General features: G+C 56.6%; 12 protein-coding genes. 8 read left to right on the top strand and 4 right to left on the bottom strand.

The genetic code is table 11. The features are described 5' to 3' along the window. Positions 1 to 37 precede the first annotated feature (37 nt). Positions 38 to 532, top strand: a complete 495-nt coding sequence (locus tag DXXMK7_RS08710; protein ID WP_038918751.1) for a MarR family winged helix-turn-helix transcriptional regulator — start codon at positions 38 to 40, stop codon at positions 530 to 532. Positions 533 to 603: 71 nt separating this feature from the next. On the opposite strand, the gene ompX is transcribed toward DXXMK7_RS08710, so the two are convergent. Further along, on the bottom strand, positions 604 to 1,119 hold the full coding sequence (ompX, locus tag DXXMK7_RS08705; protein ID WP_038918750.1) for an outer membrane protein OmpX: 516 nt from the start codon (positions 1,117 to 1,119) through the stop codon (positions 604 to 606). 371 nt (positions 1,120 to 1,490) lie between these two features. Here ompX and rhtA point away from each other — a divergent pair, with 371 nt between their 5' ends. The 5 genes from rhtA to glnQ all read left to right on the top strand — a co-directional run bounded on the left by rhtA (position 1,491) and on the right by glnQ (position 6,037). After that, positions 1,491 to 2,372, top strand: coding sequence for a threonine/homoserine exporter RhtA (gene rhtA, locus DXXMK7_RS08700; protein ID WP_038918749.1), 882 nt, complete (start codon positions 1,491 to 1,493; stop codon positions 2,370 to 2,372). 435 nt (positions 2,373 to 2,807) lie between these two features. After that, entirely contained in the window at positions 2,808 to 3,311 is a 504-nt protein-coding gene (gene dps, locus DXXMK7_RS08695; protein WP_038918748.1) for a DNA starvation/stationary phase protection protein Dps, read from the top strand. A gap of 501 nt (positions 3,312 to 3,812) precedes the next feature. Continuing rightward, complete coding sequence (glnH, locus tag DXXMK7_RS08690) at positions 3,813 to 4,559, top strand: glutamine ABC transporter substrate-binding protein GlnH (RefSeq protein WP_038918747.1); 747 nt, start codon at positions 3,813 to 3,815, stop codon at positions 4,557 to 4,559. 99 nt (positions 4,560 to 4,658) lie between these two features. Next, positions 4,659 to 5,318: a glutamine ABC transporter permease GlnP gene (gene glnP, locus DXXMK7_RS08685; protein ID WP_038918746.1), complete on the top strand. Its 660-nt coding sequence runs from the start codon at positions 4,659 to 4,661 to the stop codon at positions 5,316 to 5,318. Further along, positions 5,315 to 6,037, top strand: coding sequence for a glutamine ABC transporter ATP-binding protein GlnQ (gene glnQ / locus DXXMK7_RS08680; RefSeq protein ID WP_033568280.1), 723 nt, complete (start codon positions 5,315 to 5,317; stop codon positions 6,035 to 6,037). Before glnP ends, glnQ begins: the two co-directional genes overlap by 4 nt. A 144-nt stretch (positions 6,038 to 6,181) precedes the next feature. On the opposite strand, the gene DXXMK7_RS08675 is transcribed toward glnQ, so the two are convergent. Both DXXMK7_RS08675 and DXXMK7_RS08670 read right to left on the bottom strand, forming a co-directional pair. Then, positions 6,182 to 6,577, bottom strand: coding sequence for a nuclear transport factor 2 family protein (locus tag DXXMK7_RS08675; protein ID WP_038918745.1), 396 nt, complete (start codon positions 6,575 to 6,577; stop codon positions 6,182 to 6,184). 68 nt (positions 6,578 to 6,645) lie between these two features. Next, the gene (locus tag DXXMK7_RS08670) at positions 6,646 to 7,284 is read right to left on the bottom strand and encodes a DsbA family protein (protein ID WP_038918744.1); all 639 of its coding nucleotides are present in this window, start codon (positions 7,282 to 7,284) and stop codon (positions 6,646 to 6,648) included. 84 nt (positions 7,285 to 7,368) lie between these two features. Here DXXMK7_RS08670 and DXXMK7_RS08665 point away from each other — a divergent pair, with 84 nt between their 5' ends. Both DXXMK7_RS08665 and DXXMK7_RS08660 read left to right on the top strand, forming a co-directional pair. Further along, a complete protein-coding gene (locus DXXMK7_RS08665; RefSeq protein WP_049842543.1) occupies positions 7,369 to 8,340 on the top strand; it encodes a LysR family transcriptional regulator in 972 nt (323 codons plus the stop codon). 157 nt (positions 8,341 to 8,497) lie between these two features. Next, positions 8,498 to 10,195 carry a DUF1349 domain-containing protein gene (locus DXXMK7_RS08660; protein WP_038918743.1) on the top strand — a complete coding sequence of 566 codons (1,698 nt, stop codon included), beginning with the start codon at positions 8,498 to 8,500 and terminating at the stop codon, positions 10,193 to 10,195. A 171-nt stretch (positions 10,196 to 10,366) separates the two neighbouring features. On the opposite strand, the gene DXXMK7_RS08655 is transcribed toward DXXMK7_RS08660, so the two are convergent. Further along, complete coding sequence (locus DXXMK7_RS08655) at positions 10,367 to 11,632, bottom strand: phosphatase PAP2 family protein (protein WP_231348861.1); 1,266 nt, start codon at positions 11,630 to 11,632, stop codon at positions 10,367 to 10,369. Between the last annotated feature and the right edge of the window lie 371 nt (positions 11,633 to 12,003).

The following is a 12,003-nucleotide window of genomic DNA, read 5'->3' as shown; positions in this document are numbered from 1 at the left end:
CACAAAAAGAATCTTAACGTCAAGATAAATTACACTTATGACAGATCGTGCAGATAACGCTTATGAACAATGGCGGCGAGAAAGGCCGGATATTGACCCGTTCCCGATGCAGGTGCTGGGGCGGCTGTTTGAGGCCACCCAGCGGCTCGAACGGGATCATCTCAACCCGCTGTTTGCCCGTTTCGGTCTGCGTCCCGGTGAATTTGACGTGCTGGCGACGTTGCGGCGCAGCGGCGCGCCCTATGCGCTGACGCCCACGCAGTTGTACGAAGCGCTGATGATGTCGTCAGGCGGCATGACCAACCGTATCGACAGGCTGGAACAAGCGCAGTGGGTGGCGCGTCAAAGCAACCCGCAGGATCGGCGCGGAACGCTGGTGACGCTAACGGAACAAGGGCGGGAACTGATGGATACGCTGGTGGCGCTGCATACTGACAATGAGCGGCAAGCGCTGGCGTCATTGAATGAAGACGAACAGCAACAGCTCAACCTGCTGCTCAAAAAATTGCTGGCGGGCTTGCCGCAGCCATAAAAAAATCCGCCCTGTCGGGCGGATTTTTCAGCACACATCGTTTCACGCAGTGCGTGCAACGCATGGCGCGATTAGAAACGGTAGCCTACGCCTACGTTCCAGCTGCCTACGTCAACGCTGCGAACACGGCTCTGCTCGTAACCAACATCAAAGGCTACGTTCTGAACCGGGTTGAACTGCAGACCGGCGCCGTATACAAAGCCCGCATCGCTGGAGCTGTTGTTGGAAGAACCGTCGGTGTTGTTGGCGGTGAATTTAGCCGCGCTAACGCCAACCAGGCCGTAGATGCTCGCCCAGTCGTTGAAACGGAAGGACGGACCTGCGCTGAAGCCGTAGTACTGCGCTTTGTTGTAAGTACCGGCAACAGTCTGGCTGTCTTGCAGGTAGGTGAAAGACCCTACTACGCCCAGCTGGCTGTTATCGAATTCGTAACGGTATTTCAGGTTGAAACCCGGCAGTTTGTTCTGCACGCCCTGAGCGTCGCCCTGAGCATAACCAAGAGATACAGTGCTTTCGCCAGCCACTGCAGTACCTGCGCTTACGGCTAGAACACAAGCCAGAGCGGAAAGACACGCGATTTTTTTCATAATATGCCTCGAATTATCTTACGAAAGAAGATTTAAGCGAGGCAAATATAACAAAAAATTAGGGCACATGCCGCCTGGTTATTATTTTTCAATTAGGTCAAACATGTAACAATTAATTTCATTTTCAATTTATACCATTGATTTAAAACAATAAATAAAGTTCAAAGTGGTATGAAAAAATAAATGAGCCGCCCCGCTTCGATACGGAGTTTTCTTAATTTTTTGATTAATTTTCAAACTGAATTTATATCAAAAAAAAGATTTTCAAATGGAGAGTAAATTAAGGTCAATAAGAGTAAACTAACCTGGAATAATTTGTTCATTTATTGCCTGCTTTTTTCTGGTTGCACATCGAATTTTAAGGCCCCGCAATGACCTTGATTTCCACATTAAAAAACTCTGTATTACTGCCGGTATTACTGATCATCATCGCCATGCTGTCTATCCAGACCGGCGCGGCGATGGCCAAGATGGTCTTCCCGCTGATCGGCGCGTCCGGCATGACGGCGCTGCGTCTGGCGATAGGCGCGCTGATCCTGCTGGTGGTGTTCAAGCCCTGGCGGCTGCATTTCGGTTCGGATCGGTTGCCGTTGCTGGTCTACGGCATCACGCTGGGCGGCATGAACTATCTGTTTTATCTGGCGCTGCGCACCGTACCGTTGGGGATCGTGGTGGCACTGGAGTTCACCGGGCCGCTGGCGGTGGCGATTATGGCTTCTCGCCGTCTGCTGGACTTCATGTGGGTATTGCTGGCCGCCGCCGGGCTGTGGCTACTGCTGCCGCTCGGGCAGCATATTGACAATGTGGATCTGACCGGCGCCGCCTTCGCCGTTGGCGCCGGCGCCTGTTGGGCGGGTTATATTCTGTTTGGTCAGAAGGCAGGCGCCAGCCACGGCGCCGGTACCGTGGCGATGGGGTCGCTGATCGCCGCGCTGGTGTATTGCCCGATAGGTCTGCTGTTTTCCGATACCAACAGCCTGTTTTCCCTCAGTATTCTGCCAATCGGCATTGCGGTGGCGGTGCTCTCCACCGCCTTGCCGTATACGCTGGAGATGCTGGCGCTGACCCGGTTGCCGACGCGCACCTTCAGCACCCTGATGAGCCTGGAGCCCGCCGTGGCGGCCATATCCGGCATTATCTTTCTGAACGAGCATCTGTCACTCACCCAGTGGCTGGCGCTGGCGTTTATCATTATCGCCTCGCTGGGCACCACGCTCAGCGCGAAAAAGAACGCTGCATCGGCGTCGTCCTGAGATCCACCTTGTCCTGAATAAATAAACGGCGTCATCACCGTTCCGCCTGAAAATAACCGTTTTCCCGGCCAGTCCGGCCGGGAAATATCATTTCATGTGACTATCCCGCCGACTGACTTAATTTTCATCAGACACATTCTGAAAAGAATTGCATATTAAAATAGCACTAAAGGTGAAATGCCAGCGATTTTATTCCGTCATAAATCAACGCAACCTGTTGTAATTTATATCAATATCCACCCCATCCTTTTCGACTGTTTTACCAGCTGATTCGAATGATAAATAACGTGCCAGCAAGGCGATGCCCTTAGATGTCTGAGTCTATTCCTGTAATAGACCGAACTGAGCATCTTCCACTCATGTCGGCTGCTATAATTCGTTTCGTTGATAGCCGGAATCATTATCAGTAATAACGGAAATAAAGAGGATAATACTATGCGTACAGCTAAACTGGTAAAAACAGCTTCCGCTGATCTTATTTTCACCCGTAACGATCTGGACGATAACGTTAAAGCCTCGACCATCGCCCTGCTCAATCAGCTGGTCGTGGACTTTACCGATCTGTCGCTGATCACCAAGCAGGCGCACTGGAACATGCGCGGGGCGAACTTCATCGCCGTACACGAGATGCTGGATACCTTCCGCACCTCGCTGATTACCCACCTGGACACCTTCGCCGAGCGCGTGGTGCAGTTGGGCGGCGTGGCGACCGGCACCACTCAGGTCGTCCACGAGAAAACCGCGCTGAAGAGCTACCCGCTCAATATCCACAGCGTGCAGGACCACCTGAAAGCCCTGGCGGATCGTTACGCCGTCGTGGCGAACACCGTCCGCAAAGCCATCAGTCAGGCGCAGGACGAGGATACCGCGGACATGCTCACCGCCGCTTCCCGCGATCTGGATCAGTACCTGTGGTTCATCGAAGCCAACATCGAATAATTCATCAATGATGACCGGCGGCCCAGCCGCCGGATTTACCCGCCCATTTCCACCGGTTCATCCCTCTCTTGCTGTTTTATCCGTGCCGTTTCCCACGCTTTTCTCCCTGTTAGGCAACCTGAAATAATATGCATTTTTTTTGCATCACTACGCAAATCGTTCGAATGCACGGCGCAAAACGTACAAAAAGTTAGCGCTTGTTAGCAATATTGTCCCCGGAACGTAATCAACGGTTGTGTCCCCTGCACAATTCAGTTATTCATAGCAGCGCATTCCATAGGCGTTTCTGATGGATGCCCATAATAATTAGCGGGTCTACCCGTCCTGTTTTGGCAACGACTCCCCCTGTTTTCTCCACCGCCCCCTGAATGGCAGTACGGCGGGTGACCAGACCGATGCCGGGCCATCGGCCCCATGCCTGCATGCCGGGGCTGACGCAGCAAATCCGTAAGGTGCGGTAAGACAGCGGAATATATAACCAACGAGAGGAAGGACGTTTTGATGAAATCGTTATTTAAAGCTTCACTGGCCGCACTTGCGCTGGCCTTTAGCCTGTCCGGTCAGGCGGCGGAGAAACCACTGCTCGTGGCGACCGACACCGCGTTCGTGCCGTTTGAATTCAAGCAAGGCGATAAGTACGTCGGTTTTGACGTCGACCTGTGGGATGCCATCGCCAAGCAACTGAATCTGAATTACACCCTGAAGCCGATGGATTTCAGCGGCATCATCCCGGCGCTGCAGACCCGCAACGTGGACCTGGCGCTGGCCGGCATCACCATTACCGAAGAGCGTAAACGCGCAATCGATTTCTCGGACGGTTACTACAACAGCGGCCTGCTGGTGATGGTGCGCGCCGACAATCAGGACATCAAAGGCGAGCAGGATCTGGCTGGCAAAGTGGTGGCGGTGAAGAGCGGCACCGGTTCGGTCGATTACGCTAAAGCCAACATCAAAACCAAGGAACTGCGCCAGTTCCCGAATATCGACAACGCCTATCTGGAACTGGGCACCAACCGTGCCGACGCGGTGCTGCATGACACGCCGAACATCCTGTACTTCATCAAAACCGCCGGCAACGGCAAGTTCAAAACCGTAGGCGAGTCGATCAAGGCACAGCAGTACGGCGTCGCCTTCCCGAAAGGCAGCGACGAGCTGCGTAACAAGGTAAACGGCGCGCTGAAAACCCTGCGCGACAACGGCACCTACGCCACCATCTACAAAAAATGGTTCGGTACCGACCCGAAATAACGGGTGGGACACCTGACAGGTTGAATAGCTTTTGCGGTGCCGCCGGCAAAACCGGGCGGCACCTGGCTATTATGGCGTTATCATTGCTGGAGAATGTTCATGCAGTTTGACTGGAGTGTCATTTGGCCGTCTATCCCTCAGTTGCTGGAAGGGGCCCAAATGACTCTGCTGATTTCCGTGCTGGGTCTATTGGGCGGCCTGGTTATTGGCGTCGTTGCGGGATTTGCCCGCGTCTATGGCGGGTGGCTATCCAATCGCATCGCGTTGGTCTTTATCGAAGTGATCCGTGGCACCCCCATGGTCATACAGATAATGTACATCTACTTCGCCCTCCCCATGGTATTGACATCGGTTCGTATCGACCCTGTTACCGCAGCCGTAATCACTATCATGATTAACTCGGGCGCCTACATCGCCGAAATTACGCGCGGTGCGGTGCTGTCTATCCATAAAGGCTTTACCGAAGCCGGCCTGGCGTTGGGATTATCGCACCGCGCCACGTTGCGCCATGTGATTACGCCGCTGGCATTGCGCCGTATGTTGCCCCCGTTGGGTAACCAGTGGATCATCAGTATTAAAGACACCTCATTGTGTATCGTGATTGGTGTCTCTGAGTTAACGCGTCAGGCGCAGGAAATCATTGCGGGTAATTTCCGCGCGTTGGAAATACTGACTGCCACGGCGATTATCTACCTGGTAATTACACTGGTTCTTACCATTGGAATGCGCTGGCTGGAAAGAAGACTGAAGATTATATGATTGAATTCAAAAACGTATCGAAACACTACGGTCAGACTCAGGTACTGCACGACATCAACCTGAACATCAATCAGGGTGAAGTGGTGGTGATTATCGGGCCGTCCGGCTCCGGGAAATCCACCCTGCTGCGCTGCATCAACAAGCTGGAAGAGATCAGCAGCGGCGAGCTGGTGGTGGACGGTCTGACCGTCAACGACCCGAAAGTGGACGAGCGCCTGATTCGTCAGGAAGCCGGCATGGTATTCCAGCAGTTCTACCTGTTCCCGCACCTGACCGCGCTGGAAAACGTCGCCTTCGGCCCGATTCGGGTACGCGGCGCCAGCAAGGCCGACGCGGAGAAACTGGCCCGCGAGCTGTTGGGCAAAGTGGGTCTGGCGGAACGCGCGCATCACTACCCGTCCGAACTGTCCGGCGGGCAGCAGCAGCGTGTGGCGATCGCCCGTGCGCTGGCGGTCAAACCTAAGCTGATGCTGTTTGACGAGCCAACTTCGGCGCTGGACCCGGAGCTGCGCCACGAAGTGCTGAACGTGATGAAAGATCTGGCCGAAGAAGGCATGACCATGGTCATCGTGACCCACGAGGTGGGTTTTGCCCAGAAAGTGGCCTCCCGCCTGATCTTCATCGACAAAGGCCGTATTGCCGAAGACGGCCATCCGGATGCGTTGATTTCGAATCCGCCCAGCGATCGTCTGCGCGAGTTTCTGCAACACGTTTCCTGATAGCGCAATCAGGCCGCCGCTGGCGGCCTGATTGGCAACATGTATCAATACCAATACCGCGCGCTATACCGATATATACCGATACCCCTGCGCGTCAGGGGCTGGATATTCAGGTTAACCGCACCCCGGATTTAACGCCGCCGCTCAGGCTGTTTCCATCGCCTGACACACCATCGCGCTGTCCACATACTGCTCCATGCGGATAATCTGCCCTGCGCGCAGTTGATAAAGATGGGCGAACGTCGCCGTCATCGCCTTGCCCGTCGCACGGTACGTTCCTGAATAGACGCCAAAGGCCGCCACCCGATCGCCATCCGCCAGATAGGTGTGGACCTGCGCCCGATACCCTTCCCATTCGGTCGCCAGCCGATAAAACACACCATCGACAATCTGCCGCGGACCGACATAAGTACCGGCATAAGGGAAGCCCGCCGCCTCAATCCAGACCGCGTCCGGCGCCAGTACCGATAACAACTGCTTGCCATTCTCTTCGGATGTGCCTTCATAGGTGGCACGAATAATATCCAAATTGGTCTGCATCTCACGTTTCCTCGTTCATGTATCGCCGCCGCAAAGGCGCGGACGCTACTGGCGGTATGGCTATACCATCACGCCGACAGCAACTGTTTGATAAACGCCTGCGGATCGGAATAAACGGCGTCACTGCGGACGAGTTGGTGCCGCCCGTCTTCCTCAATGATAAACGTCGGCACACCGTGAACCCCCAACGCCGACATCACCCCCCGCGTTTGCCTGATGCGCGCCTGAGTGGCTGCCAGCAACGCCGCGTCGGGTTGCGACAACCGCGCCGCCGCCAGCATCATTCCCGCCTCACTCAGCAACACCGCCAGACTTTCGCGGCGCGTTACATCCCGGGCATCTACATAACGCGCCTGCTGAATCGCCTTGAGCGCCGCGACTTCCCGCGACGGTTCGGTCAACGCAACCGCGGTCAGCGCCAGCGTCGCCGCGCCGCTGTCAAACGCCTGCTGACGGTCGCCCAACACCTGCTGGCGATAACGCTCGGAAAAAGGCTGACCGGTTAATCGGGCGATACGCTGGTCATTGCTCCAGGCATAAGCGGCAAACTCATCATTCATCGGCCGCGCGCCCTCATCGGCGAACAGCCCGCTCGGCGACAGTTCCAAACGAAACGCCGGATGATCGGCCAGCGCGGCGACGGTTGGGGAGGCGCCGTAACACCATCCGCACAGGGGATCAAAAACATAATGCAGGATTTTACTCATCACCGACTCCATTGTTTTGCAGAATGTCGCTTATGATAAGCAAAACCCATTGGCGTAAAAATACCGACAAACCTTATAGAGCGTATGCTAAAAGCAAACAATCGCAGCGATACCGGACCGGGTGATGTTCCCCACCTGCGGCGCATGGCCTATTTCGCCGCCGTCGTCGAAACCGGTTCATTCACCGCAGCCGCTGAACGGCTTGGCATCACCAAGGCCGTCGTCAGCCAGCAGATCGCCCGTCTTGAACGCGAGTTCAATACCGCCCTGCTGATTCGAACCACGCGCCATGTACAACCCACCGAGGCAGGATACCGCTTCTACCAACGCTGTGCGCTGATTCTGCATGAAGCGGGGGATGCCTTTGCCGAGCTGGCCGAAGCCGCGTCAGAGCCGTCCGGGTTGTTACGGTTGACCGCGCCGCTTGATTACGGCATCAGCGTGGTTGTCCCGGCGCTGGCGGATTTCACTCGCCAGTACCCGCGCTGCAAGGTGGACATGAAGCTGAGCGATCAACCGCTGGATTTGTTATCGGACAATATCGAACTGGCTATCCGGGTGGGATGGCTGACCGAACTTCATGTGCAGGCCCGGCAAATAGGCACCTTCCGGCAATGGCTAGTGGCGCCGGCGGCGTGGCGGGAACGCATCGCCCACCTGACATCGCCTGCGGCCATCACCGCACTGCCGTTTATCGCTAATACCGCCTTGCGCGACCCATTACACTGGGTCTTCTCCCGCCCCGGTGCCGACAGTTGTCCGGTCACAGTCAAGGCCGATCTGTTTTTTAGCGCCACCTTCGCCGTGCGCGAAGCCGTACGGCAAGGCGCCGGGCTGTCCGTATTGCCGGATTTCGCAGTGGCGGAGGATCTGGCGCGTGGTCATGTGATACAGGTGTTGCCCGACTGGCAGTTGCCCGGCGGGGGCATCCATGCGGTCTTCCCCGCTTCGCGTTTTCGCCCGGCCAAGGTACGCGCCTTTGTCGATTTGCTGGCCGAGCGGGAAAAAACATCGTCAACCGCCATCACCCCGTCTCTGCCTGCCGGCGACGGCTGACCACGGCTCCGGCATGGGCTGCCGCCGGAAAATTCTGATAACGCCAATGATGAGTTTGGCATTTTCCGCCAATTACTATACGCTGCCCGGGCGCATGGTCTGGCGTTTATCAATATCACTTAAAATCAATAAGTTATAAATTCACCAGGATACACTTATGGAAACTCTCCGTCATCGCCTGCCCCGACGTCGATTCAGCGCCCTGCTTGGCGGATTGCTGTTCGGCGCATACGGGTTCGCCGGTAAAGCTGCCGCCGTCGACACGCAACGCTGTGCCGGCTCCGTCGCGGCGGCCGAGCATGCGGCGTTCGATAAGGGCGATCAGGATCTGTCCTACCCAAAGATCAACGGCCTGTATCAGCGACCGGCGGCGACCGGCGTCACGCTGGTCGGCAACAACGATGGCGAGGCGAATAAATACGTCGAACCCATTAAAGGCTCAAAGGAAGGGAAGTACCTGCTATTGCACGCCGGCGAGCATCTGACCCTGACCGGTCAGGGATACTTTCTGATGCACTGGGAACTGAACTATTTCAACCGCGGCGGCACCCTGCTGGCGGAAAATGCGCCGCTGGTGACGACGACGCAGGGCTTTATCAAAAAGGTCGCGCTGACCGATCGCTATGCGCCGGATTATCCCCTTGACGGCGCGCCCGGCCGCTCCGCCGTGTGGAACGCCGGTATCCAGACCAGCACCGGCAACCCGATGGTTCCCTTTACCGTCGGGGCTCCGGCCGGTAACGGCGAAATCATGCCCAGCCTGTGGCTCAACGAAATTTTCTATCTGGACGGCACCGCCACCCTGACCCAGCGCGAAGGCCCGGTGGATTACGACGTCAGTATTACGCCGCTGACGCTCGCCGACGTGAACAACCGGCTGGCCGCGACGCGCCATCGCGTCAGCGCCAAAATCCTGCGCACAGGGATATCGCTGGATCCCTACATCGGTGAAGATAAGCCGCCGGCCTCGCCGGACAGCCTGACCGCCGGCGCGATCTCCAGTTCGGTGGTTCAACTGGACTGGAACGACTGTTCGGATAACGAGCGCGGCTTTATCGTCGAATATTCCTATGCGGGTACCTTTGGCGACGGCGCTTACGACACCACGCCCCGTGCCTATGAGGCGGGCGGCGCCTACACCAGCGCCGAATCGCTGGGGCCGGACGCCACCTCGGTGGACGTAGGCACGCTGGCTCCCAACACCACCTACGCTTTCCGGGTGAAAGCCTACAATCAGGCTGGCGATTCCGTTTATTCCAACGTGGTCAGCGTGACGACGCCGCCGGCATCTCCACTCAGCGAGGCATGGAAACGGCAGGACATTGGCAAAACCGATACGCCCGGCACCGCCACCGAAGATCAGGATGTGATTGCGCTGGAAGCGCACACCGGCGATATGTGGGGCGCCGCCGACGCCTTCAACTTCGTCTATCAAACCCTGAAAGGCGACGGCAGCATTACGGCGCGGCTGATCGATCTGCGCTATAGCGATCCTTACGCCAAAGCCGGCCTGATGATACGCAACACTCTTTCCGACAGCAGCGCCTATATGCTGACGGGGTATACCGCCTCGTCCGGCGCGATGTCGCAATGGCGTAGTAAAGACGGTACCGCTACCGGCAGCAGAGGCGTTTTCGCCAAATCTGAAAACGGCAGCCAACCCACCTGGCTGCGGTTAACCCGCGACGGCAACACCTTTACCTCGGAGGTTTCCGACGACGGGCTGACCTGGACCACACTCAACAAGCGCATCAATCCCAACATGAACGATACGCTGTATATCGGGCTGGCGCTGTCATCGCGCAATAACAGCAACGGCAAGGTCAGCTTCGATAACGTCAGCATCAAGCACTGACCAAAACCCGACGGACCCGGTTTAATCGCCGGACATCCGTTACAGAAGGGCTTCACGGGAAGCCCTTCTGTTTATCTTGCGGATGCCGGCAACCGTTATTGCTTCACTGAATAGCTATTGCCTCACTGAATCGCTATTACCTCACTGAATCGCTATTACCTCACTGAATCGCTATTGCTTCACTGATTGCTCCGCCGCTTCCACCGCATCATGCAGGTTCAGGCGCTGCCAGAAATTGGCGTCCTCTCCGCCTGAAGACAGCGGATAGCCGTCGTCAATGGCGGTTTTCGCCATCAGCGCACGGCGCTGAGCGGCGCTCAGCTGCGGCAACGGCCCTTCCAGCAGCGCTTCCGCCCCTTCGGGCACCGTGATCGGCTGGGCGATCACTTCCGCCACCGGCAGGTTGTAGGTCATGGTGTAGCGGTAAAACGATTTCATCGCCGGGTCGGTGTAGGGGTCGTTTTTACCCTGTGGTTTGGCGCACTCGGCCAGCGTGGTGCCGCAGGCTTTTTCCAGCGCGGCGCGCAACTGGGTTTTAGCGTCGTTGAACAGCACACGGTATTCCGGGTCGTTCAGAATATACGCCACGTTGCGCTCGGCCATCATACGTCCGCCGACCACGTCCAGCGGATAATGCACCCCCAGCACCAGACGGGAATAACCGTAGGTGGCGGCGCGGTCAATCAGCGGGACGAAGCGTTCCGGCAGCATCTGCCCCATCAGCAACGCGGTATTAAACCCGCCGCTGGTATGCCCGCTGGGGAAGGCGCCATCAGAAGCCGTGTAAGGCTGCTTATCCATCACTACCGCGGTATCCGGCACCAGATGGATATGGTTGCCGGGCTGCTTGAACGGGCGCGGGTAGTTAAAGGCGTTTTTGGCCGCCGACGTGCTGACGTTGGAGGCTTTGATCAACACCGCGGCCTTACCTATTTCGCCTTGCTGGTACACATCCAGAAACGCCTCGCCCAGCTTCGGCCCCAGCGCCTCCGCCAGCGCGTACAGGTAGCGGGTATTTTCCGCATCAATCAGCGCCTTTTGCCGCAACGCGGGCGACGCATCCTGATTAATACGCTCCACGATAGCCATATTCTCCTGCAAAACATCCGCCGGCAGCGCTCTGAACCCTAATAACAACGTGATGCTGTCCTGCTGCTGAGCGGTGGAATTAAAGCGATAGTTGGCGGCTTTCAGCCACCTTAAATCATCCCAGGGCTCGCTCAGATAGGGGGCATTATCCATCACCGTGCGGGTTAGCAGCGGCGCGTTTCCCTGCAACGCTTTTTGCAGATAGCGCCGCACCTTTTGCTGCATGGCGACCACCGGCTTACTGTCGCTGGCTTCGGTCGTCGTTTGCAGAAAAATCATTTGCTGCCGAGTGTCATCCCCCTCAGCGGCTTGCGCTTGCCATACCGCCAGCGTGCAGACCACCGACATGAAAACTATTGATATGAAAACAACAGGTGACATGAAAACAACAGGATACCGCATGCTACCCCCTCATTTTTCTGCTAACAGGAAACGACACCGGTGATGGTGAACAGTGAATGAGCCTGCCCCGCAAGCGCCCAAATATCACCCAACCAGCGTAGAATTAAACGCCACCCCTGCGCGAGAAACCCGCACCGGTTTAACGATACAAAATGTGACGTTACGGCCAGCCTGCGGCGGGTAGAGCCGATACAGCCATGAGCATGACCAGAACGTGAAAACAGAGGATGACGCGAAAAAAAACAGCCAATGTCGATATGACATTGGCTGTTCATCAGGCCCGGCGGAGAGCGGATAAAGGTGTCTTTTATTGCGAA

The organism is Dickeya sp. MK7 (assembly GCF_000406305.1).
GTDB classification, from domain to species: domain Bacteria; phylum Pseudomonadota; class Gammaproteobacteria; order Enterobacterales; family Enterobacteriaceae; genus Dickeya; species Dickeya fangzhongdai.
Note: the sequence above shows the minus strand (reverse complement) of the source record. Positions and strands in the feature narration are given on the sequence as shown.